The organism is Leclercia sp. G3L (assembly GCF_021117075.1).
Lineage (GTDB): Bacteria > Pseudomonadota > Gammaproteobacteria > Enterobacterales > Enterobacteriaceae > Enterobacter > Enterobacter adecarboxylatus_C.
On sequence record NZ_CP088265.1, the window covers coordinates 4,023,307 to 4,046,312 of the forward strand.

Sequence of the window (23,006 nt, forward strand, 5' to 3'; positions counted from 1 at the left end):
ATCTTCCCTGTACTTTCGCGTAGTTGTATTCGCTTTTGTTTGCAAAACCCAACGAATATAAACTTACGTTTTAAATATCTTTACACAAACGGCAGAAATAAAAAAACCGGTACATCAGAATCCGGTTTTTTTTAGCGGTAATAACTACCAGCAAATGAATTTATCGCGTTTGACGAATCAATCAGGACCATTCACCGGCAACCAGTTTATGCACGTCGAACGCGTCATCCATGGATTGCCCGGTAGATTGTGAGCCCGGGGCAATGTTCGAACCGGCTTCTACATCAGAGGCTTTGGTGATGCCAATTTGTGTAGAGCTGTCACTGGCAGAGTTATATACAGAATCAGCGGCAAATGCGCCGAATGATAGTGCAGAAAGCACTATTGCTGCAGATGCAGTTGTGATTTTATTCATAATATTTTTCTCTTACTGAATTAATGCAGAACACCTTAAGGAAATATCTAGCCTGTCCTGTTAGTTTAGATCTGGATCACACTTTTGCATAGTCAAAATATTTATCAATTCGTGTCAAATAAACTGAATGTTAACAAAACGAGGAATTATGGAGAGAATATGGAGATATCGGCTGCCGCTATTTTTAAAACGCTGTTGGTAATGGTGCCAACTTACTGATTTAGTGTACGATGGTGTTTTTGAGGTGCTCCCGTGGCTTCCATCTCCATCAGTTGTCCCTCCTGCTCAGCTACTGAAGGCGTGGTGCGTAACGGTAAAAGTACTGCCGGACATCAGCGCTATCTCTGCTCTCACTGCCGTAAAACATGGCAGCTACAGTTCACTTACACCGCCTCTCAGCCCGGTACACACCAGAAAATCATTGATATGGCCATGAATGGTGTTGGATGCCGGGCAACCGCCCGCATTATGGGCGTTGGCCTCAACACGATTTTACGTCACTTAAAAAACTCAGGCCGCAGTCGGTAACCTCGCGCATACAGCCGGGCAGTGATGTGATTGTCTGCGCTGAAATGGACGAACAGTGGGGCTACGTCGGTGCTAAATCACGTCAGCGCTGGCTGTTTTACGCGTATGACAGGATACGGAGGACGGTTGTGGCGCACGTCTTCGGTGAACGCACTCTGGCCACACTGGAGCGTCTTCTGAGCCTGCTGTCGGCCTTTGAGGTCGTGGTATGGATGACGGATGGCTGGCCGCTGTATGAATCCCGCCTGAAGGGAAAGCTGCACGTAATCAGCAAGCGTTACACTCAGCGAATTGAGCGGCATAACCTGAATCTGAGACAACATCTGGCAAGGCTGGGACGGAAGTCACTGTCGTTCTCAAAATCGGTGGAGCTGCATGACAAGGTCATCGGGCATTATCTGAACATAAAACACTATCAGTAAGTTGGAGTCATTACCCAGCACAAAAATTAAAAACGGGCCAATATATTATTGGCCCGTCGCCATTACATTTTGTAGCCCAGAGAGACGATGGTTCTGCGATCGGTATGTTCCGGTGCAGAAGCTGGCGGCTCAGAGTTCCAGGTTACGTTGTATGCAACTTTCAGCCCGAAATGGGCGTTAATTGCCACGTTCAGCGCGGTCTCGGAGTTGACGGTTGTGTCGTCAGCGCCAAAGACGGAGACGCCCTGGCTAAATTTGGCATTATCGGTCATCTGCCAGGCGTAAGTACCGGACGCATAGCCCAGTGGCTGGGTTTCAGTGTTACCATCGGTGTATTCGTCGTAACGCACGCCTGGACCAAATTCAAAGCGGAAGCTGTGTACCGGACCATTCAGGAACTGGCGACCATAACCGGCCGTTGCCACATCACGCTCACGGTAGCCGTTGTAGCGGTCGGTCAACCAGCTTGCCTGGCCGAACAGATAGTCGAAGTCGGTCATGTTGTAACGGCTACGCCCACCCACCGCATATTTCTCGGAAGAGCGTTCATCGTTTGAAGAGGTGTTGCTGGCGTTACCCCACAGCGACCAGGCGGTGGTATTACCGTACCAGGTCATGGTGGTGTCGGCGGTCAGGGAGGAGCTTTTTGTATTGCCCGATTGCGCCAGATAACCTGCGTTCAGGTTGCCTTCGAAAGGTTTCTGTGCAGTGGAAGGATCATCCATGACAGTAAAAACGGAATCATCGGCTGTTGCATGCATTGACGCAAACAGGCCTCCCGCTACCATCATTGCAGCGGGTACTGTCTTTAAGAGCTTCATTTATAAAGAGTCCGTACAACAAAAAAAGAGACCATTACGGTCCCGGAAACTTTCTTGCGGATCAATGCCATGGGATCCCGCGAAAGGTAACAAATTATAAAAAGGCTCAAATAACATAGCAATGATTTCTTGTTTCATTTTTGGAATAAGAACGATCTTAAACCAGCTGGATATTTATAAATAAAAGTCACGGTACGTAAAGATATTCATTTTTAAAATCATATTGTTATTTACTTTCCCTTCCGCTGGTTCGGTGCCAGGCTTAGGGCTATCCTCATTCAAAGGAGATCAGCATGGATCGTATCTTTACGTTGACGCTCTCCCCCTCTCTGGACAGCGCAACCCTGACGGCTCAACTCTATCCTGAAGGTAAACTTCGCTGCAGCGCGCCGGTTTTCGAACCCGGCGGCGGTGGGATTAACGTGGCGCGCGCCATTGTTCACCTCGGCGGAAAAGCTACCGCCATCTTTCCTGCGGGCGGCGCGACGGGTGAACACCTCGTCTCGCTTCTGGCTGATGAGCAGGTCGCCGTGGATACGGTCGATGCCCATGACTGGACCCGGCAAAACCTGCACGTGCATGTTGAATCCACCCACGAGCAGTATCGCTTTGTGATGCCCGGCGCGACGCTGAGCGAAGATGAATTTCGCCAGCTGGAAGAGAAAGTGCTGGCCATCGAGAGCGGCGCGCTGCTGGTCATCAGCGGCAGCCTCCCACCCGGGGTCAAAACCGAGCGCCTGACCCAGCTTATCCGCGCTGCGCAACAGAACGGCATCCGCTGCATCGTTGACAGCTCCGGAGAGGCCCTCAGCGCCGCACTGACCCTTGGCAACATCGAGCTGGTAAAACCCAATCAGAAAGAGTTAAGCGCGCTGGTCAATCGCGATCTCAGCCAGCCGGATGATGTGCGTAACGCCGCAGAAGAACTGGTGAAAAGCGGTAAAGCCCGGCGGGTAGTGGTGTCCCTGGGCCCGCAGGGTGCGCTGGGCGTGGATGAAACCGGATCGGTGCATGTCGTGCCGCCGCCGATGAAAAGCCAGAGTACCGTCGGCGCGGGGGACAGCATGGTGGGTGCCATGACACTGAAGCTGGCACAAGGGGCGTCTTTACGGGAGATGACTCAATACGGCGTGGCGGCAGGCAGCGCGGCAACCATTAATCACGGAACCCGGCTGTGCTCCCTTGATGACACGCAGAAAATCTTCACATACCTGACAAATGCGTAACCCTTGCCCTCCCGGTGACCCGGCGAGGGCGACAAATGGCATGAATCGTCTATGCTAAAAAAATTTCGTGATAACAACGAGGTGAATTATGAGCAGTGGAGAGATCGCTCGCTACGTGGTAACCGTAAAAGTTCATGAAGACTCGCTGACAGAACTCAATGAAATCAACAACCATCTTACCCGCGGCGGTTTTTTGCTAACCATGACCGACGGCGACGGCAATTTGCATGAGCTGGGTACCCATACCTACGGTCTGGTCAGTACCCTGAGTGAAGACGAAGTGAAGGCGCTGGCCACGGGTCTGGTGGAGAGCGCCACCGGGAAAGAGCCGCAGGTTGAAGTCACGAGCTGGGAAAACTGGCAAAAACAGCAACAATAAGTGCCACAGGGTCAACCAAACGGTATAGATGTGCGTTAGTTCGTGTTTTTTGACCATAGTTTCACGCTAACTTTATGATCTGGCAGACAACATGGGAGAGCGATCATGTGGCAGGCTATCAGTCATCTTTTAAGTGAACAACTGGGCGAAGGTGAAATTGAACTGCGTAACGAGCTGCCAGGGGGCGAGATCCACGCCGCATGGCATCTGCGCTATGCAGGACGCGACCTCTTCGTGAAATGTGATGAACGCGAGCTGTTACCCATCTTTACCGCGGAAGCTGACCAGCTGGAACTGCTCTCCCGCAGCAAAACCGTCTCCGTACCCCAGGTCTGGGCCGTCGGCAGCGATCGTGACTACAGCTTTCTGGTGATGGAGTACCTCCCTGCCCGTCCGCTCGATGCGCATAACGCCTTTATCCTGGGGCAACAGATTGCCCGCCTCCATCTGTGGAGTGAGCAGCCGCAGTTCGGTCTCGATTTCGACAACGACCTCTCAACCACCCCGCAACCCAACGCCTGGCAACGCCGCTGGTCGACCTTCTTTGCCGAACAACGGATCGGCTGGCAGCTGGAACTGGCGGCGGAAAAAGGGCTGGAGTTCGGCAACATTGACGCCATTGTCGATCATATTCAACAGCGCCTGGCCTCGCATCAGCCGCAGCCTTCGCTGCTGCACGGCGATCTGTGGTCGGGCAACTGTGCGCTGGGTCCGAACGGCCCCTATATCTTCGATCCTGCCTGCTACTGGGGAGACAGGGAGTGCGACCTCGCGATGCTGCCGCTGCACCCTGAACAGCCGCCGCAGATCTACGACGGCTATCAGTCAGTCTCGCCGTTGCCGGCCGGTTTTCTGCAAAGGCAGCCGGTCTATCAGCTCTATACCCTGATGAACCGCGCCATTCTGTTTGGCGGCGAGCATCTGGTGATTGCGCAGAAGGCGATGGAGCGGGTGCTGGCAGCGTAGCGGACAGACTGCCGGGCAGCACTGCCCGGCAGCGAACGCTTATAACAGGCCGAGCAGGGAGAACAGGAAGTACCCGGCAACGATCATCAGTACCGGAAGTACATAGAGGGTAAAAATTTGCAGGAAAATGGTGTGATTCGGCACCACAATGCGCGCTTCGATCTGTTCGCGCGTTAATCCCTCTTCTCCTTTTGCCTTCTCCAGAATCAGCTGGGCTTCCAGCCCTTCGCGAATGAGGCGGGTCTGCCGGCGCATCCGCGCTCCGGAAGCCTGTAGTGCCAGAGCAATAAAGATCAGAGCAAAGATAATCCAGAACGCGATGTTCATTCCCTGCCGGAAATCTGGCGTCGGGGAGTTGTACCAGAAGAAATTCAGAAACGGCGTGTTAAAGCGCATCATCTCGATCATGACATGGGCAAAATCCAGCATCACGGCATTGATCCCGGCCTGCTTTTCGCTGTGGTCATAAATAAATTTCAGGACGGAAATAATTGTCGAGATCACCGCCGAGATAAAAATTACCCATCCGGCGATTATCTTCAGTATCGCTACACGTCCAGCTTGTTGATATGTCATCGGTTCCTCGTTTTTAAAATACATCCTTTGAGGCTAAGTCTACCTGCTGGTTGTCATTTTCGCCCGTTCTTTGCAGGCGATATGGTAAATTGCCAGGGTTAGGTAGCCTTTACCCCTGATAAATACCCACGAAAGGAGAAGTTGCATGTCGACTCCGCGTCAAATTCTTGCAGCCATTTTTGATATGGATGGATTACTGATTGATTCCGAGCCGCTCTGGGATCGTGCTGAACTGGATGTGATGGCCAGCCTGGGCGTGGATATCAGCCGCCGTCACGAACTGCCGGATACCCTCGGTCTGCGCATCGATATGGTGGTTGAACTCTGGTATGCCCACCAGCCGTGGGTGGGGCCGGGCCGGGATGAGGTCACCGACCGCATTATCAACCGGGCCATTACGCTGGTGGAAGAGAACCGCCCGCTGCTGAAAGGGGCCCGTGAGGCTGTCGCCCTGTGCAGAGCGCAGGGGTTGAAGGTTGGCCTCGCCTCCGCCTCGCCGCTGCATATGCTGGAAAAAGTGCTAATCATGTTTGATCTGCGCGACAGCTTTGATGCGCTGGCCTCGGCAGAAAAACTGCCTTACAGCAAGCCGCACCCGCAGGTCTATATGGACTGCGCCGCGAAGCTGGGCGTCGACCCGACCACCTGCGTGGCGCTGGAAGACTCCGTTAACGGCATGATCGCCAGCAAAGCGGCACGGATGCGCTCGATTGTCGTCCCCGCAGAAGAGAATCAGCATGACGCCCGCTACGCCCTGGCGGACGTTAAACTGACCTCGCTGCAGGACCTCACCGTGGCACATCTGCGCGGCTGATTAACGACGGCGGGCAACGTCCTGTTGCCCGCAAATATGATCCACATAAAATTTTTAAAACATCATTTCATTTTAATTTGATATTCCCTATCCCTGCTTCTATGCTTATCTCAGAACAACTATACCCCCTACTTTCTGAGGTCTGTATGATACTGGATGCCTTTAATCTTTCAGGAAAAGTTGCCATCGTTACCGGCTGTGATACCGGACTCGGCCAGGGCATGGCGCTGGGTCTGGCGCAGGCAGGCTGTGACATCGTGAGCGTCAATCGCCGGATCCCGGAAGAGACCGCTGCAGGCGTGAAGGCGCTGGGTCGCCGGTTTCTGGCTATTCAGGCCGATCTCAGCAAGCAGGATGCTATTAACGATATCGTCGAGCAGACGGTGGCGGGCATGGGGCGCGTTGATATTCTGGTAAATAATGCCGGCACCATTCGCCGGGAAGATGCTCTGACCTTCAGCGAAAAGGACTGGGATGATGTGATGAATCTCAACCTGAAATCGGTCTTTTTCCTGTCGCAGGCCGTGGCCCGTCAGTTCATCGCTCAGGGGCAAGGCGGCAAAATTATTAACATTGCCTCCATGCTGTCGTTCCAGGGCGGGATCCGCGTTCCCTCTTATACCGCGTCGAAAAGCGGCGTGCTCGGGATCACCCGCCTGCTGGCCAACGAGTGGGCACACCATGGTATAAACGTTAACGCCATCGCGCCGGGCTATATGGCAACCAACAATACCCAGCAACTCCGCGACGACGAACAGCGCAGCAAAGAGATCCTCGACCGTATTCCGGCGGGTCGTTGGGGTAAGCCGGAAGATCTCCAGGGCCCGGCGGTATTTCTGGCCTCGTCGGCCTCGGACTACGTCAACGGCTATACCCTCGCCGTCGATGGGGGCTGGCTCGCACGTTAACAGCTTTGTGACAAAGAGTTACACCGTCACTACTTCCGTATACTGTATAAAATCCCTATACTGGATGCATTGACAGTTTAGTGGGTTTTATCATGACGGCGGAAGGTCATCTGCTCTTTTCTCTCGCCTGCGCAGTGTTTGCCAAAAACGCTGAGCTTACACCAGTGCTGGCGCAGGGTGACTGGTGGCACATCGTGCCATCGGCAGTTTTGACCTGCCTGTTACCTGACATCGATCATCCCAAGTCGCTGCTCGGGCAGCGGCTAAAGTGGATCTCAAAACCCATAGCCCGCGCCTGCGGCCATCGCGGCTTTACACATAGCCTGCTGGCGGTATTTGCCGCGCTTACCCTCTTCTATTTAAAAGTGCCGGACAGCTGGCTGATCCCGGCGGATGCCATCCAGGGGATGGTGTTGGGCTATCTGAGCCATATTCTGGCCGACATGCTTACCCCGGCGGGCGTTCCTCTGCTGTGGCCCTGCCGCTGGCGTTTTCGTCTGCCGATCCTCAGGCCGCAAAAAGGCAACCAGCTGGAGCGCGCCCTGTGCATGGCCCTGTTCGCCTGGGCGGTGTGGATGCCGCAGACGCTGCCGGAAAACGGAGCCGTGCGCTGGTCCTCGCACATGATTAATTCCCTGCAGTTTCAGTTCAACCGCTTTATTCACCATCAAAGTGAGCAGTAACTGGACGAATTCAGCCGTTTTGGCATAACCCATTCCATTTGGATATAAGCGACCAGATCACACTTCTGATAATCTTGCGCCAACAAGGTCGGACCTAATACCGATCTGCTATTCAATCAGGAGAACGGGATGAATTTTCCATTAATCGCGAACATCGTGGTGTTCGTCGGCTTACTGCTGTTGCTGGCGCAGTCGCGTCACAAACAGTGGAGCCTGGCCAAAAAAGTACTGGTCGGTCTGGTGATGGGCGTGGTCTTTGGACTGGCGCTGCAGGCCATTTACGGTGCCAGCAACCCGGTACTGAAAGACTCTATCCAGTGGTTCAACGTTGTCGGTAACGGCTACGTCCAGCTGCTGCAGATGATTGTTATGCCGCTGGTGTTTGCCTCTATTCTGAGCGCGGTTGCCCGTCTGCATAATGCCTCTCAGCTGGGTAAAATCAGCGTCCTGACCATAGGTACGCTGCTCTTTACCACCCTGATCTCGGCTCTGGTGGGCGTGCTGGTCACCAACCTGTTTGGCCTGACCGCAGAAGGCCTGGTGCAGGGTACCGCAGAAACCGCGCGCCTGACCGCCATCGAGACTAACTATGCGGGTAAAGTAGCGGATCTCACCGTACCGCAGATGCTGCTCTCCTTTATCCCGAAAAACCCGTTTGCCGATCTCACCGGGGCCAGCCCAACGTCGATCATCAGCGTGGTGATTTTCGCTGCCTTCCTCAGCGTAGCCGCGCTGAAGCTGCTGAAAGATGACGCCCCGAAAGGCCAGCGCGTTCTGACCGCCATCGACACCTTGCAGAGCTGGGTGATGAAGCTGGTGCGTCTGGTGATGCAACTGACCCCGTACGGTGTACTGGCGCTGATGACCAAAGTGGTGGCAGGCTCAAACCTGCAGGACATCATCAAGCTGGGTAGCTTCGTGGTCGCCTCTTATCTCGGTCTGGGCATCATGTTTGTGGTCCACGGCATTCTGCTCGGCGTGAACGGCGTCAGCCCGCTGAAATACTTCCGTAAGGTGTGGCCGGTGCTGACCTTCGCCTTTACCAGCCGCTCCAGCGCCGCCTCCATTCCACTGAACGTGGAAGCGCAGACCCGTCGTCTGGGCGTGCCGGAATCGATCGCCAGCTTCTCCGCCTCCTTTGGCGCGACCATTGGTCAGAACGGTTGTGCAGGTCTCTATCCGGCAATGCTGGCAGTAATGGTGGCACCGACGGTGGGTATTAACCCGCTGGATCCGGTCTGGATTGCGACCCTGGTCGGGATTGTGACCGTGAGCTCTGCCGGTGTGGCCGGTGTGGGCGGCGGCGCGACCTTTGCCGCGCTGATCGTACTGCCTGCGCTGGGTCTGCCGGTGACGCTGGTGGCACTGCTGATCTCGGTAGAACCGCTGATCGACATGGGCCGTACCGCGCTGAACGTCAGCGGCTCCATGACCGCCGGTACGCTCACCAGCCAGTGGCTGAAGCAGACCGATAAAGCGGTACTGGACAGTGATGAACATGCGGAACTGGCGCACCGTTAAGCGCCACCCTCGCTAAAAAAAACCGCCTTCAGCAATGAAGGCGGTTTTTTTATTATCTGTTAATCCTCAACCTCTTCTTCCTGGCGGACCTGTGCCGCCCAGCGCTGAGCAGATTCCGGAACGTTAAACGCCGGTGAACGGCGAAAACGCTCGCCAATCAGCACAAAGGCCACATATTTGCCGCGTAATAGCCAGACGTCACGAAAGCCATCCATTTTGTTGGCATGTTCTGGCGGCGCGGGTTCAACGCGGGGCTGATAACTGATAACTGGACGATTTTGTTGGCGAAGAGGTTTCATAAGCAGCGGGTTCACTAAAGCAAACTCAAAAATCAGTAAATTCCTATGATAGCTGATTGCCCTTCCTGCGTCGCGCCCCACGTGCCACATCAAGCGTAAGTGGTAGCCAGAAATCGGGTTTTCACCCGGCTCACCGTCGGCATTGTTCTATAGTTAATGAGTTTTGACGCAAAGACGACCGCGTTTCAGCAATGAAAACAGGAGACGAGTGCAATGTCGCAAAATGATAAGACCCACCACCCGCAGCAATCCCCGGTACATGATGAAAATGAAGCGAAACCCGGCCTGGACTCCCTGGCCCCGGACGATGGTTCCCACCGCGCCAGTCCGTTCCCTACTCCGCCGGGACAGGAACCCACCGCGCCCGGCAGCCTGAAGGCACCGGACACCGGCAATGAAAAACTGAACGCGCTGGATGCGGTGCGTAAAGGCGGCGAAAACTTCCCGCTCACCACCAACCAGGGTGTACGCATCGCTGACGATCAGAACTCGCTGCGTGCCGGGACGCGCGGCCCGACCCTGCTGGAAGATTTCATCCTGCGGGAGAAGATCACCCATTTCGACCATGAGCGTATCCCGGAGCGTATTGTCCACGCCCGCGGCTCGGCCGCGCACGGCTATTTCCAGCCTTATAAGAACCTGAGCGACATCACCAAAGCCGCCTTCCTCTCTGACCCGGATAAAATCACCCCGGTGTTTGTCCGCTTCTCCACGGTGCAGGGTGGCGCAGGCTCCGCCGACACGGTGCGGGACATTCGCGGCTTCGCCACTAAGTTTTATACCGAAGAGGGCATTTTTGACCTGGTGGGCAACAACACGCCGATCTTCTTTATTCAGGACGCCCACAAGTTCCCCGATTTTGTCCACGCGGTGAAGCCGGAGCCTCACTGGGCGATCCCGCAGGGCCAGAGCGCGCACGACACCTTCTGGGACTACGTTTCATTGCAGCCTGAAACCCTGCATAACGTGATGTGGGCGATGTCCGACCGCGGCATCCCCCGCAGCTACCGCACCATGGAGGGGTTTGGCATCCACACCTTCCGGCTGATCAATGCCGAAGGCAAAGCCACCTTTGTGCGCTTCCACTGGAAGCCGGTGGCCGGCAAAGCCTCGCTGGTGTGGGATGAGGCGCAGAAGCTCACCGGGCGCGATCCGGACTTCCATCGCCGCGATCTCTGGGAAGCCATCGAAGCGGGCGACTTCCCGGAATATGAGCTCGGCTTCCAGCTGATCCCGGAAGAGGATGAGTTTAAATTTGATTTTGACCTTCTCGACCCAACCAAGCTGATCCCCGAGGAGCTGGTGCCGGTTCAGCTGGTGGGCAAAATGGTGCTCAACCGCAACCCGGACAACTTTTTTGCCGAGAACGAACAGGCCGCCTTCCACCCCGGGCACATCGTTCCCGGGCTGGACTTTACCAACGACCCGCTGTTGCAGGGCCGTCTGTTCTCCTACACCGATACGCAAATCAGCCGTCTGGGTGGGCCGAACTTCCACGAGATCCCCATCAACAAGCCAACCTGTCCGTACCATAACTTCCAGCGTGACGGCATGCACCGGATGGAGATCGACACCAACCCGGCCAACTACGAACCGAACTCGATCAACGATAACTGGCCGCGCGAGACCCCGCCTGGGCCAAAACGCGGTGGGTTTGAGTCTTATCAGGAGCGTGTGGAAGGCAGTAAAATCCGCGAGCGCAGCCCCTCTTTCGCGGAGTATTACGCCCATCCGCGCCTGTTCTGGCAGAGCCAGACACCTGTCGAGCAGGAGCATATCATCGGTGCCTTCAGCTTTGAGCTGAGCAAAGTGGTGCGGACCTATATCCGCGAGCGGGTGGTCGATCAGCTGGCGCGCATTGATATCACCCTGGCCCAGGGTGTGGCTGAGAATCTGGGGCTTACCCTTACCGAGGAGCAACGTAATCTGGCTCCACCGCAGGATGTCAGCGGCCTGAAAAAGGATCCATCCCTCAGCCTGTATGCCGTTCCCGGTGGCGATATCAAAGGCCGCGTGGTGGCGATACTGCTCAACGATACCCCGCGAGCCAACGACGTACTGGCGGTACTGCGGGCGCTGAAGGCCAAAGGCGTTCACGCGAAGCTGCTCTACTCGCGAATGGGTGAAGTAACCGCTGATGACGGCTCGGTGCTACCGGTGGCGGCGACCTTTGCCGGATCCCCGTCGCTGACCGTTGATGCGGTGGTGGTTCCCTGCGGCGATATCCAGAGCCTGCTCAATAACGGGGATGCCGCCTATTATCTGCTGGAAGCCTACAAGCACCTCAAGCCGATTGCGCTTGCGGGCGATGCGCGGCAGTTCAAACCGCTGCTGAAGGTGGCGGATCAGGGCGAAGAAGGGATTATCGAAGGCGATACCGCGGCAGGCGCGTTTATGGATGAGCTGGTGTTGCAGATGGCGGCGCACCGGGTCTGGTCGCGTCGCAGTAAAATCGCCAGCATACCGGCGTAAAAAAAGCCGGGTGGCGCTTGCGCTTACCCGGCCTACGGTTCCGTGTAATTTGCTAACCGGATAAAACCCGGCGCAAGGTTCCATTGAATTTGTAGGCCGGGTCAGGCGAAGCCGCCACCCGGCATTTCCTCACAGATCCCTGAACGTCCCCAGACGATACCCGCGCTCGGCAATTGCGTATTTCAGCGACGTCGAGGTCAGCACATCCAGCTCCGTCAGGCGCGGCCAGCAATAGGCGCTTTTACGAATGGTGTTATCAATAAAGGCCGGGTGCGCCATCACCTCCAGCGAGCGTTCGCCCTGCTGTACGGAATGATCCAGCACGCTTAAGAACAGCGCCTCACTGATTTCATCGCCATAAAATGCGCTACTGAAACCGTCGGTGGTCGGCGGTAGTTCGGCACTCAGCTCCCCAAGCCCTTCAACCTGACGATCCACACGCAGCGCCACTCCTTTGCGGCGGGCAAACTCGGCCACCAGTGGGAAGATGGCCGGGATCATATGCACATGGTGATGGCTGTCGATATGGGTCGGCTCGCGGCCGAAGAGATCAACAAAGCGATTGAACTGACAGTCCAGCTCGCGGGCAATCTCCTCCAGCGGCAACGTCCCCTGCTCTGCCATCTCCCAGATCCATTTCCCCAGTTGCCTCTCGCGGGTCAGCCCTGGCATCGGCGTCAGCGGCATGCCGAGAGTCAGAACAAAGTGCATCCCGACTCCCAGTTCCGGCAGCGCCCGGCTGAGTTCAGCGGCGTGCTCAATCGCATCGCCGTTGACCATCGCGGTGGTTGAGGTCACCACGCCGTGCCGACAGGCTTCCACGATGCCATAGTTTTGTCCTTTTGAGAGGCCAAAATCATCGGCATTGACGATCAGCAGATATTCCGTAGCGATCCCTCTTAGTGCTGCTCGCTTTTCAGTTTATCAATAGCGCCGGCAAAGTTCGGCAGCCATTTTTCATGGGCCAGAATCAGGTCGCGCGCCAGCTTCTCGGCATCGCGATCGGACTGGACCAGCGGGCTCAGGTTCAGAGCCAGCAGCACATCATTCAGCTCGCCGCTGATCGCCGCCTGGCTTGCTGCGACTTCAAAGCCCTTGATGGTATGGATCAGCCCCATCACCTTGTCATCGAAATGGGTCAGACGCGGATGCGGTTTCGCGCCATCGCGGCCGAGGATGCAGGTCATCTCCACCGCCCAGTCTGCCGGGATGTTATCAATGTGGCCGTGGTGCGGCACGTTGACGTAGTGCTCCGCCTGCTTGTCGTTGTAGATGGCGTTGATCACTTCGCAGGCCGCGTCGGAGTAGTAAGCCCCACCGCGCTGCTCCAGCTCTTTTGGCTTCACGTTCAGATCCGGATCCTTGTACAGGTCGAAGAGCTGTTTTTCTACCTTCTGCACCACCTGCGCCCGGGCGCCGCCTTTGTAGTATTCGCCCATTTCAATGGCCAGCATCTCTTTCAGCTTGAAGTAGTAGAGCAGATAGGAGCACGGCAGCAGATTGAGCGAGCGAATCAGCCCTTCGCTGAACGGCAGATCGAAGATATTTTTCACCGAGCTGGCTTTCAGGGTGCCAGATGCCACGCCGTCCAGCAGTTCGGCAAAGCGTGACTCGCCGTTGACCAGCACATCTTTAATAAAGACCATGTGGTTCAGGCCGAACAGGTCGATGGAGAGTTCGTCGCTGTCGGTCAACGCCAGCACATCGCGGATGAACATCTTCATGCCGATAGGGATATTACAGACCCCAATGAAGCGTTTGAAATCGGTGTGGCGGTAGACCGCTTCGGTTACCATCCCGGCCGGGTTGGTAAAGTTGATCACCCACGCCTGCGGGCAGATCTCCTGCACGTCTTTAATGATGTCGAAAACCACCGGAATGGTACGCAGCCCTTTGAACAGACCGCCGGCACCGTTGGTTTCCTGACCCAGATAGCCGTAGCTCAGCGGGATACGCTCATCCAGCTCGCGCGCCTTCAGCTGGCCGACGCGCAGCTGGGTGGTGACGAAATCAGCGTCTTTCAGCGCCTGGCGACGGTCGAGGGTTTTATGCACGGTCATCGGTACGCCCGCTTTTTTCACCATGCGCTGGCACAGGTCAAAAATAATATCGAGCTTCTCCTGGCCTTCAGCCACGTCCACCAGCCACAGTTCGCTGACCGGCAGTTCATGATAACGCTTGAGGAACCCTTCCAGTAATTCCGGGGTGTAGCTGCTTCCGCCGCCGATGGTCACTACTTTCAGTTTCTTTTGCATAATATTTCTCCCAGGGAGATGCGCCATTTAAATATAGCGATCCCGTCCCATCTATTTTGGGCAAGCATGTCAGTCAATATTCCCGGCGGCGATCGCGCCGGACGTTAATTAATAATGGTGAGGTTTTTCCGGTAGCTGTTAGGTGTAAATGAGGTCAATTTCTTAAAGGTCTTAATAAACAGACTCGGACTGCTGTAACCGGATTCGTAAGCAATATCCGTCACCGAATAATTGGTGATCTCCAGCTGTTTTCTGGCGAAATTGATCCGTATTTCATTAATAATTTGCACCGGGGTTTTCTGATAATAACGCTGGGTCGCCCGGGTCAGATATTCTTGTGATTTACCTGACAGCGCCACCATATTCTCCAGCGCATTTTCACCAAAGCGCAGTTTATCGTGCATCATTTCTACGGTGGTGCGCAGCCATTGTGGGATATCGTCCGTCGCCTGCTGCTCTTCGCGATAGTGGCGTAAGCGGTTGACGACATAGAAGGTCACCGTTTCAATGAATTCATCGAACTCATTGTCACGAAAGTTAAGCGAGGCAATAACGGTGTCGATCCAGTTCAGGAATTCACTTTTTACATGATAAACCTGCGAAGCGACAAAGCAGAACGGCAGCAGCGGCGAATAGTGAGTTTCGAAGAAGCGTTTACTGATGCCGACGTTAAGAATACGCGTGGCGCCAAAGTCGTAAAAGCTCTGATGGTGGGACCCCATCGGGATAAAGACGAAGTCCCCACGCTCCAGCAGCACCCGCTTGCCGTTGATCTCCTGGAAATAGCGGCCGGTCAGCACAATGGTGAATTCATAGTAGTCATGCTGATGCAGACCGCTGATGCTCTCCACCTTGTTGTAGATAAACACATGAAAATTTTTACCATTGAACAGCTGCTGTTCCCGGGCGGTAGTGATTTCCATTGCGCTGACCTCCTGCTATCAGTCTGACTTACTGCATTTTCTCGTGAAGTTCGATGAGTTCCGCCACCAGCTCACGTGCCAGCATGGAGGTCATCAGATGGTCCTGGGCATGTACCAGCACCAGGCTGACCTTCATCTTACCTTCACCCTGATCGCTTTCGATCAGTTTTGTTTGCACCAGGTGCGCTTCATTCAGCGCGGTGCGGGACTGGGCCATCATCTCTTTGGCGGTATCGAAATCGCCCTGCTTGGCTTTTTTCAGTGCGCCGTACGCCAGGCTACGCGCCTGACCAGAGTTGATGATAAGCCCCATCACCACTTCTTCAAGGTCGTTCTCTGCTACTTCTTCTGCTTCTGCAACAACATTTTCTAAATCAAACATCTCGGGTTCTCCTGTACTGACGCGGGTTGCCCCGCGTCATACGACATCAGAATTTCAGTGCGAGGGCGATCTCTTCTTCGCTCTCTTCTTCATCAATGGTGGTCTGAGCCTTATTGGCGATGGCGACGAACGGCATGTAGAGCAGGGTTGCCACACCAAGGTTAAATATCGCCAGCAGGAAGGCCGCTACGCTGCCGTTGGTGTTAAAGAAGGCACCCAGGCCCGCTGGCATAGTCCATGGCGCAATGTTGGTTACCGGCGGGATTATCCCCAGGTAGTAGGCAGTCAGAGTTATGGCGGCCAGCAGCGGTTGTACCAGGATGAACGGAATGAACATCACCGGGTTCATAATAATCGGCAGACCGAAGAGGATAGGCTCGTTAATCTGGAAGATGCCTGATGGCAGTGCCAGCTTCGCCACCTGACGGTGATCCGCACGACGGGAGGTGATAAAGACCGCGATGATCAGGCCCAGCGCCGCATCAACGGAGCCGTACTGCTGATAAAGCGCCACGTTTTCCAGCGCCCATGGGGTCATGATGCCGCTGTCCAGCGCAGCCAGCGCCAGAGAGCCGTGAACACCGAAGAACCACAGCAGGGAGGTGAAAATCACGTAAGCCCAGCCCACGACACCACCCATAGAGGCCAGCGGTGTGGAGATGGTATCCATAATGATCTGGTGGAAGTTGGTGCCCCAGTGAGAGAGCGCCCAGGCGATGGTCCCCATGATGGAGAGAATAATAAAGCCTGGGATCAGCGCCGAGAAGGAGCGGGACACCGACGCCGGCACGCTGTCAGGTAAACGAATCACCCAGTTGCGACGAATAATAAAGGTAAACATTTCCGCCGCGACCAGGCCGATCACGATACCGGAAATGATGTTTGCCCCGCCCAGCCAGTTGGCCCCTACCGCGTACGCTTCACCGACGCTGTATGGGGTCACGGTCATAAAGGCAGCGACGGATAATAAACCGGCGGCCAGCGAGTCGACTTTACGCTCTTCTGCCAACGCCATCCCGGTAATGACTCCAACTTACTGATAGTGTTTTATGTTCAGATAATGCCCGATGACCTTGTCATGCAGCTCCACCGATTTTGAGAACGACAGTGACTTCCGTCCCAGCCTTGCCAGATGTTGTCTCAGATTCAGGTTATGCCGCTCAATTCGCTGAGTGTAACGCTTGCTGATTACGTGCAGCTTTCCCTTCAGGCGGGATTCATACAGCGGCCAGCCATCCGTCATCCATACCACGACCTCAAAGGCCGACAGCAGGCTCAGAAGACGCTCCAGTGTGGCCAGAGTGCGTTCACCGAAGACGTGCGCCACAACCGTCCTCCGTATCCTGTCATACGCGTAAAACAGCCAGCGCTGACGTGATTTAGCACCGACGTAGCCCCACTGTTCGTCCATTTCAGCGCAGACAATCACATCACTGCCCGGCTGTATGCGCGAGGTTACCGACTGCGGCCTGAGTTTTTTAAGTGACGTAAAATCGTGTTGAGGCCAACGCCCATAATGCGGGCGGTTGCCCGGCATCCAACACCATTCATGGCCATATCAATGATTTTCTGGTGTGTACCGGGCTGAGAGGCGGTGTAAGTGAACTGTAGCTGCCATGTTTTACGGCAGTGAGAGCAGAGATAGCGCTGATGTCCGGCAGTACTTTTACCGTTACGCACCACGCCTTCAGTAGCTGAGCAGGAGGGACAACTGATGGAGATGGAAGCCACGGGAGCACCTCAAAAACACCATCGTACACTAAATCAGTAAGTTGGCACCATTACCTAAGTGTGTGTGAAATTGCTCTTTGACGGGAAAAATAAAAAATTAAATTAATTAGCAGCTTTTTTAATCGCTGCTACAGCAGCTTTAAGAACACCCAAACCATCCACTTTGCCGTACAGCGCAGAGTCGATCACTTCAACCGGTTTATTCGGTAACAGACGTTGAATCTCCGGCAACATATAGGCAATTTGCGGCCCTAACAGCACCACATCCGCTTGGGTCCCTTTCTCGCCTGCCAGCGTTTCCGGGAAGGCTTCAATCACAACCGGTACTTCGTACTTCTCTGCCTGCGCGCGCATCTTTGACACCAGCAGTGACGTTGACATGCCCGCCGAGCAAAACAGATAGATATGTTTCTTTTCCATAGCAATTTCCCTCTTATATGCTCACCGCTTTCGCCGCGATATCCCCGCCTTGACCGACCGGATTCCCTCGCTGGCGTATCTGATGGATGGAGTATACGGCAACTGATTTCCCAGGGATAATTCGAAAGAGACTACAATTGTCTCTCCTTGACCTGTCGTTATGACCACCTTCACATTTTGGGCAAATAATTCGCGGTGAGAATTAAGATGTGTAGAGACGTAAAAAAACCGGCCATGCGGCCGGTTTGTCTCTTTGCTCAGGAAAAGGCGTTATCAGGCCTTAGGCGCCTGCGGATCGGTATCGTATTCCGCACAGGTCTGGTAGCCGGAGTTAATCACGTGGCCAGTATCGTCGAGGGCCACAAAGTAAGTTTCTGTTTTACCATCACGTTGACCCAGGATGTAGGTCTGGCAGGTACCACGCGCGTGGATCATCGTCACCTCTGATGACGGCTTACCGGCAAGCTGCTGTACCTGTGCACGGCTCATCCCTTTTTTAACGTCTTTTACGACGGGCTCTTTAAACTGGTCCGTCGTACGGTCATACGCGGTACACCCTGCCAGCAAAGTCATTACAGCCGCTGCGCCTAACATTCCTGCTAAATTCTTGTTCATATTCCGTCCTCTTGTTTATCAGCGTGTTATGTAAGCCTGGAATAGAAAATCACATTTTTCAACCTTAAGCGTGACGGCAAAGTTTTTTCGGAAAATTCCTGTAAAGCACACATAAGCTGCTAAATCGGCCTGGTTCGCCCAATTCAAATGTGTGATCCTTGTCGTTTTCCGCATGACGAGTTAGCTTTAACAGAACATTCATCAGGCAAATTTGTGTAACGGAGGGGCTAAATGGCTCTGCAACAAGAAATTATCCAGGCGCTGGGTGCCAAACCCACCATCAATGCGGAAGAAGAGATCCGCCGTAGCGTCGATTTTTTGAAATCCTATTTAACCCGCTTCCCGTTTCTGAAGACGCTGGTGCTGGGCATCAGCGGCGGTCAGGACTCCACCCTCGCCGGGAAGCTCGCCCAGATGGCGATCAGCGAACTGCGCGCCGAAACGGGTAATGAATCCCTGCAGTTTATCGCGGTGCGCCTGCCCTTCGGCGTGCAGTTTGACGAGCAGGATTGCCAGGATGCCCTCGAATTCATTCAGGCGGATCGCGTCCTGACCGTAAACATTAAAGAAGCGGTGCTGGCCAGCGAAAAGGCATTGCGCGACGCGGGTATTGAGCTGAGCGACTTCGTGCGCGGCAATGAAAAGGCCCGCGAGCGCATGAAAGCCCAGTACAGCATCGCCGGGATGACCAGCGGCGTGGTGGTGGGCACTGACCATGCGGCCGAAGCGCTGACCGGTTTCTTCACCAAATATGGCGACGGCGGCACCGACATTAACCCGCTGTTCCGTCTCAACAAGCGCCAGGGCAAACAGCTGCTGGCCGCGCTGGGCTGCCCGGAGCATCTTTACAAAAAAGCCCCTACCGCGGATCTGGAAGACGATCGCCCTTCCCTGCCGGATGAAGCCGCGCTGGGCGTGACCTATGAAAACATTGACGATTATCTCGAAGGCAAGACGCTGGATGAAGGCACCGCCCGTATTATTGAAGGCTGGTATCTGAAGACCGAACACAAACGTCGCCCGCCGATCACGGTATTCGACGACTTCTGGAAACAATAATTATGACGGGGCGGCATCTGCCGCCTCTTTTTTAACCACACCACAGCTGCTACACTGTATGCCTGAACAGTATCAGGAGTAAGTTGTGAGCAGGCGTCAATCGGCACCGCGGCTTGAATTCGAAGCGGCAGCTATCTATGAATATCCCGAACATCTGCGCCCGTGGCTTGAGGCACTGCCCAAGCAGCCTGGCGTCTACTTCTTCCATGGCGACAGCGACGCCATGCCCCTTTATATCGGTAAAAGCGTCAATATTCGCAGCCGGGTGCTGTCACATCTGCGTACCCCGGACGAGGCCGCCATGCTGCGCCAGTCCCGGCGTATCACCTGGATCCAGACCGCCGGTGAACTGGGCGCTCTGCTGCTTGAGGCGCGCTTGATTAAGGAGCAGCAACCGCTGTTCAATAAACGACTGCGCCGCAATCGCCAGCTCTGCTCCCTGCAAATCACCGAGGGTAAACCGCAGATCGTGTACGCCCGCGAGGTCGATTTTTCACACACGCCGAATCTGTTTGGCCTCTTCGCCAACCGCCGTGCGGCGCTGCAAACCCTGCAGACGCTGGCCGATGAGCGCCAGCTCTGTTACGGCCTGCTGGGGCTGGAGTCGCTAAGCCGCGGGCGGGCCTGCTTCCGTTCCGCTCTGAAGCGCTGCGCGGGCGCGTGCTGCGGGAAAGAGAGCGTTGAGGATCATCAGCAGCGTTTAGTCGAGGGATTGCAGGCGATAGGCGTCACCTGCTGGCCGTGGGACAGCGCCGTGGCGCTGAAAGAGTCGCGCCCGGACATGACCCACTACCATATCATCCATAACTGGCTCTGGCTGGGAGCGGTCGACAATCTGGACGAGGCGGCGGACCTGCTGCGCACGCCCGCCGGCTTCGATCAGGATGGGTATAAAATTCTCTGCAAGCCCTTGCTGACCGGAAACTACGAGATCATTCCGCTCAGTGTCCCGGAAGCCAGAAAATCTCGCTGAACAGCAGGGATCCCTCTTCCTTCAGCAGCCGCAGCGTATGGTCGCCCTCATGCCACCATGCGCCCTGATCGGCGGTGAGCAGCTTCTCCCCCAGCTGCCAGGCGCCGCTCAGCACAAACACCACCCCGCCGCGTGAGGCAAAGGTGGTGAAGGTGCGGTCCGCCACGCGCACCTTTGCCCGACAGCGATCCCGGCGGGTCATGATGTTGAAATCCATCGACATCTGTCCTTCCAGCAGCTGCGCCTTTACCGGCAGGTCGCCGGCAAAGCTGAAGGGCTGATGACGCTGCAGCGTGTGAGTAAACGCCTTTCCGCCATCCAGATGGACCTCCCCCCCCTCCAGCAGGGTGATCACCCGATCGACGCCGGGTGAGACGGAAAAGTCACCGTTACTGGCCAGGGAGGCAATACTGGCACGCCAGTTAAATTCCCGGGTTGCGGGGGGAAAACAACATATTTCGCGCGTCTCGCCGGCCCCGTTGCGCCAGAGGCTGATCGGCATTTTGCGGATATCAAAGAATTCCATCACCACTCCGAATGGCGCAATACGCACCAGAGCAACCCGCGCAGGGCGGTCGCATTTTGATTGTTATCGTTAGGTCATCACTGGGTAGTATCGGCAGATGTGCACAACGGCCTTAGCATGACGACGTAAAAATCCGTAACGTCAGAAATTTCAAACACATTCTGCAAAGCGATAACAGGAGAATACCGGGATGGCGGCGGCTGGCAAGAGGGGAGAAAAGAAAAAACCGCCGGACCTGTCCACAGCGTATTCGCTTGGGTGAACAGGACTCCGGCGGTCTTGAATGGCTGAACCGATTATTCGGCTGGTGGGGTCATTTTACCTTCCGGCGCGGAACGTTCTGTCAGACGCTTCTCAAAATTCGCATCGAACTGTTTTTTCTGTTCCGGGGTCAGGATGTTGTAAATCTTGTTCTGGGTTTCCATATGCGCCAGCATGCGGGCTTTGTTCTGCTCGGCCATCTTATCGACCTGCGCCTGGGCTTTCGCTTTATCGAAGCTGTCGCTGGCAATGATGTCATGCATTGCGCGGCGCTCTTCTACCGGCGGACGTTTCATCTGGTCACGCTGGCTTTTCATGATGTCGCGGATCTGCGTTTTCTGCGCATCCGTCAGGTTCAGGTCTTTAAACATCATGTCGTGATGCATACCCGGCTTACCTTTGTGATGCATCATTTTGCTTTCGGTCGGTGCTGCCGTCGTGGTGGCGGTATCTGCGGCGAACGCCGCGCTGGTAGCGCCCAGAGCCAGGGTAGAGGCAACAAACAGTGCAGTTAATTTACGCATAATTTTGTCCTTCCTTTCAGTTATTCTTCGGCGCTATGCCGTGTTGACGAGATTCACTTTACGGGGTTTATCGTCAATTAATCAGAGCAAGGGTAAAACAATGAAAGTGTAAAAAACAAATTATCGCCAAATATGGAGGAAATAAGGATAAAGCGTGGAGAGTTGAAACAAAAATATTCATCTGACTGATTTTAAAGAGATTGTGAAGGAGTATACCGGGTGAAAGATTAATAATAAAGCAAACAGCCAGGAATAATCTGTAATAAAACGGCAGCTAAATGAAATGGCTGGGAAAATAAACAACCCCACCGCGTTATGCTGATGGGGCCAGAGGGTTTCAGGTTATTTTTTCCAGCATCAGCCCGGCTCGTAAACCGAAGGCCACGGCAGGATTCGGGAACAGAACATACTCCGTCGGGTGGTGTACTTCATAGCGTTCCTCGCCATCCTCTGCCAGCAAACTGCCCTGGCGGAACGGGGTAAAGTTCAGGGTATGCGCCGCCATGTGCAGCACAAAAGCTTCGCTGCGGCGGGTGATCTGCTGCACCACCCGGTACTGCTGGACAGGATCAGCATGCTGCCCTGGCGCCTCGCCGCTCAGCAAGGCATACAGCGCCTGATGGGTAGTGGCAAAGCGAGTCAGATCGTTATGGCCGAACGGCAGCGCCTTGCCCAGCTCCAGGGTACAGGCCAGGGCACCAAAACGTTCGCAGCTGAAATGGGTGAAGGTGCCGCCCGGCGCCTGATGAAAGACCAGCGCCTCCAGCCCGGCATCTCCGAGCCACTGAATAAAGGCTTCATCCCAGAGTTGACTGCGCTGGGGCAGCACGCCAAAACGCTCATGATAAGAGGCGCGGATGGCAGTATGCAGATCCAGATGCCAGCGATCGTCCCCCGCCTGCTGGTAAAATCCTGTCACCAGATCCTCCAGCAGGGTCGCCCGCGCGGTCTCGTCGCAGGCCGGAAACTGCGCCCCGCGCCCGCTGAACAGGCGGTTGATATCGCAGGTGAGATAGCGCTTGCCGGCCCTCAGCGCCGGAGGGTTACCGTAGATGACCAGCAGGCGGCAGCGCAGCGTCAGTTCGCCGCGAAACAGCGCCCGCACCAGCAGGTCGACAATTTCCACCGGTGCGGTTTCATTGCCGTGGATCCCGGCCGAGAGCACCAGGGAGCGCGTGCTTGCGACCTCCGGCGTCAGCTCCAGCACCCCGCGTGCCAGCCAACGCCAGTGAAACGACGCCCCTCTGCCTTCGCGGTGGGGAGGCATTTCATCGGCCATCGTCAGCGTCAGAAAGTTGTCCATCACG

The 23,006-nt window shown here is 55.3% G+C and carries 25 protein-coding genes and 1 pseudogene; 11 read left to right on the forward strand and 15 right to left on the reverse strand.

Going from position 1 to position 23,006, the window contains the following annotated elements; translation table 11 throughout:
• Positions 1–181: 181 nt before the first annotated feature.
• On the reverse strand, positions 182–415 hold the full coding sequence (locus LRS40_RS20780) for a hypothetical protein (protein ID WP_156263583.1): 234 nt from the start codon (positions 413–415) through the stop codon (positions 182–184).
• Between the two features lie 252 nt (positions 416–667).
• Between LRS40_RS20780 and LRS40_RS20785 the strand changes: the two genes are divergently transcribed.
• A protein-coding gene (locus LRS40_RS20785) for an IS1 family transposase (protein ID WP_223216367.1) occupies positions 668–1,365 on the forward strand; the annotation gives its coding sequence in 2 pieces (ribosomal slippage) (positions 668–917 and positions 917–1,365; 699 coding nt in all).
• A gap of 62 nt (positions 1,366–1,427) precedes the next feature.
• Here LRS40_RS20785 and LRS40_RS20790 read toward each other — a convergent pair.
• Positions 1,428–2,186, reverse strand: a complete 759-nt coding sequence (locus LRS40_RS20790; RefSeq protein ID WP_231312553.1) for a YdiY family protein — start codon at positions 2,184–2,186, stop codon at positions 1,428–1,430.
• Between the two features lie 293 nt (positions 2,187–2,479).
• On the opposite strand from LRS40_RS20790, the gene pfkB reads away from it, so the two are divergent.
• The 3 genes from pfkB (at position 2,480) to LRS40_RS20805 (ending at position 4,757) form a co-directional block, all read left to right on the forward strand.
• On the forward strand, positions 2,480–3,412 hold the full coding sequence (gene pfkB / locus LRS40_RS20795) for a 6-phosphofructokinase II (RefSeq protein WP_142489177.1): 933 nt from the start codon (positions 2,480–2,482) through the stop codon (positions 3,410–3,412).
• 88 nt (positions 3,413–3,500) lie between these two features.
• A complete protein-coding gene (gene ghoS / locus LRS40_RS20800; RefSeq protein ID WP_156263581.1) occupies positions 3,501–3,791 on the forward strand; it encodes a type V toxin-antitoxin system endoribonuclease antitoxin GhoS in 291 nt (96 codons plus the stop codon).
• Positions 3,792–3,896: 105 nt separating this feature from the next.
• Positions 3,897–4,757, forward strand: a complete 861-nt coding sequence (locus LRS40_RS20805; RefSeq protein ID WP_231312554.1) for a fructosamine kinase family protein — start codon at positions 3,897–3,899, stop codon at positions 4,755–4,757.
• A gap of 39 nt (positions 4,758–4,796) precedes the next feature.
• Here the strand turns inward: LRS40_RS20805 and LRS40_RS20810 are convergent, their stop codons facing one another.
• Positions 4,797–5,333: a YniB family protein gene (locus LRS40_RS20810; RefSeq protein ID WP_231312555.1), complete on the reverse strand. Its 537-nt coding sequence runs from the start codon at positions 5,331–5,333 to the stop codon at positions 4,797–4,799.
• Positions 5,334–5,478: 145 nt separating this feature from the next.
• Here LRS40_RS20810 and hxpB point away from each other — a divergent pair, with 145 nt between their 5' ends.
• From hxpB to LRS40_RS20830, 4 genes are all read left to right on the forward strand, one after another.
• Complete coding sequence (gene hxpB / locus LRS40_RS20815; protein ID WP_142489173.1) at positions 5,479–6,147, forward strand: hexitol phosphatase HxpB; 669 nt, start codon at positions 5,479–5,481, stop codon at positions 6,145–6,147.
• Positions 6,148–6,293: 146 nt separating this feature from the next.
• Positions 6,294–7,055, forward strand: coding sequence for a 2-dehydro-3-deoxy-D-gluconate 5-dehydrogenase KduD (gene kduD, locus LRS40_RS20820; RefSeq protein ID WP_142489172.1), 762 nt, complete (start codon positions 6,294–6,296; stop codon positions 7,053–7,055).
• Positions 7,056–7,147: 92 nt separating this feature from the next.
• On the forward strand, positions 7,148–7,738 hold the full coding sequence (locus LRS40_RS20825) for a metal-dependent hydrolase (RefSeq protein WP_032617729.1): 591 nt from the start codon (positions 7,148–7,150) through the stop codon (positions 7,736–7,738).
• 129 nt (positions 7,739–7,867) lie between these two features.
• Positions 7,868–9,259 (forward strand): L-cystine transporter, encoded by a 1,392-nt coding sequence (locus LRS40_RS20830; RefSeq protein WP_231312556.1) that lies wholly within the window; start codon positions 7,868–7,870, stop codon positions 9,257–9,259.
• Positions 9,260–9,318: 59 nt separating this feature from the next.
• On the opposite strand, the gene cedA is transcribed toward LRS40_RS20830, so the two are convergent.
• Positions 9,319–9,573 (reverse strand): cell division activator CedA, encoded by a 255-nt coding sequence (gene cedA / locus LRS40_RS20835; protein ID WP_255474661.1) that lies wholly within the window; start codon positions 9,571–9,573, stop codon positions 9,319–9,321.
• 198 nt (positions 9,574–9,771) lie between these two features.
• On the opposite strand from cedA, the gene katE reads away from it, so the two are divergent.
• Complete coding sequence (katE, locus tag LRS40_RS20840) at positions 9,772–12,030, forward strand: catalase HPII (protein WP_231312558.1); 2,259 nt, start codon at positions 9,772–9,774, stop codon at positions 12,028–12,030.
• 129 nt (positions 12,031–12,159) lie between these two features.
• Here the strand turns inward: katE and chbG are convergent, their stop codons facing one another.
• From chbG to osmE, 8 genes and pseudogenes are all read right to left on the reverse strand, one after another.
• Positions 12,160–12,924, reverse strand: a complete 765-nt coding sequence (gene chbG / locus LRS40_RS20845) for a chitin disaccharide deacetylase (protein ID WP_370649969.1) — start codon at positions 12,922–12,924, stop codon at positions 12,160–12,162.
• A 5-nt stretch (positions 12,925–12,929) separates the two neighbouring features.
• Positions 12,930–14,285 (reverse strand): 6-phospho-beta-glucosidase, encoded by a 1,356-nt coding sequence (locus LRS40_RS20850; protein WP_142489168.1) that lies wholly within the window; start codon positions 14,283–14,285, stop codon positions 12,930–12,932.
• Between the two features lie 104 nt (positions 14,286–14,389).
• The gene (gene chbR, locus LRS40_RS20855) at positions 14,390–15,208 is read right to left on the reverse strand and encodes a transcriptional regulator ChbR (RefSeq protein ID WP_156263574.1); all 819 of its coding nucleotides are present in this window, start codon (positions 15,206–15,208) and stop codon (positions 14,390–14,392) included.
• Positions 15,209–15,236: 28 nt separating this feature from the next.
• The gene (gene chbA, locus LRS40_RS20860) at positions 15,237–15,590 is read right to left on the reverse strand and encodes a PTS N,N'-diacetylchitobiose transporter subunit IIA (protein ID WP_142489167.1); all 354 of its coding nucleotides are present in this window, start codon (positions 15,588–15,590) and stop codon (positions 15,237–15,239) included.
• Positions 15,591–15,636: 46 nt separating this feature from the next.
• Positions 15,637–16,608, reverse strand: a pseudogene (locus LRS40_RS20865) (PTS transporter subunit EIIC); the annotation flags it as partial.
• A 15-nt stretch (positions 16,609–16,623) separates the two neighbouring features.
• Positions 16,624–17,321 (reverse strand): IS1 family transposase gene (locus LRS40_RS20870; RefSeq protein WP_223216367.1). Its coding sequence is split into 2 segments (ribosomal slippage): positions 16,624–17,072 and positions 17,072–17,321, totalling 699 coding nucleotides; the frame shifts between segments, so codons are not numbered across the junction.
• A 102-nt stretch (positions 17,322–17,423) separates the two neighbouring features.
• Entirely contained in the window at positions 17,424–17,741 is a 318-nt protein-coding gene (chbB, locus tag LRS40_RS20875) for a PTS N,N'-diacetylchitobiose transporter subunit IIB (RefSeq protein ID WP_142489165.1), read from the reverse strand.
• 273 nt (positions 17,742–18,014) lie between these two features.
• A complete protein-coding gene (gene osmE / locus LRS40_RS20880; protein ID WP_106993615.1) occupies positions 18,015–18,356 on the reverse strand; it encodes an osmotically-inducible lipoprotein OsmE in 342 nt (113 codons plus the stop codon).
• Positions 18,357–18,587: 231 nt separating this feature from the next.
• Here osmE and nadE point away from each other — a divergent pair, with 231 nt between their 5' ends.
• Together nadE and cho are read left to right on the forward strand one after the other, a co-directional pair.
• Positions 18,588–19,415, forward strand: coding sequence for an ammonia-dependent NAD(+) synthetase (gene nadE, locus LRS40_RS20885; RefSeq protein WP_142489164.1), 828 nt, complete (start codon positions 18,588–18,590; stop codon positions 19,413–19,415).
• Between the two features lie 85 nt (positions 19,416–19,500).
• The gene (cho, locus tag LRS40_RS20890; protein ID WP_231312559.1) at positions 19,501–20,388 is read left to right on the forward strand and encodes an excinuclease Cho; all 888 of its coding nucleotides are present in this window, start codon (positions 19,501–19,503) and stop codon (positions 20,386–20,388) included.
• Here the strand turns inward: cho and ves are convergent.
• From ves to astE, 3 genes are all read right to left on the reverse strand, one after another.
• The gene (gene ves / locus LRS40_RS20895) at positions 20,357–20,914 is read right to left on the reverse strand and encodes an environmental stress-induced protein Ves (RefSeq protein WP_231312560.1); all 558 of its coding nucleotides are present in this window, start codon (positions 20,912–20,914) and stop codon (positions 20,357–20,359) included. The genes cho and ves overlap by 32 nt on opposite strands.
• Positions 20,915–21,210: 296 nt before the next feature.
• Entirely contained in the window at positions 21,211–21,699 is a 489-nt protein-coding gene (gene spy / locus LRS40_RS20900) for an ATP-independent periplasmic protein-refolding chaperone Spy (RefSeq protein WP_142489161.1), read from the reverse strand.
• Between the two features lie 337 nt (positions 21,700–22,036).
• A complete protein-coding gene (astE, locus tag LRS40_RS20905) occupies positions 22,037–23,002 on the reverse strand; it encodes a succinylglutamate desuccinylase (RefSeq protein ID WP_231312562.1) in 966 nt (321 codons plus the stop codon).
• Positions 23,003–23,006: the final 4 nt, after the last annotated feature.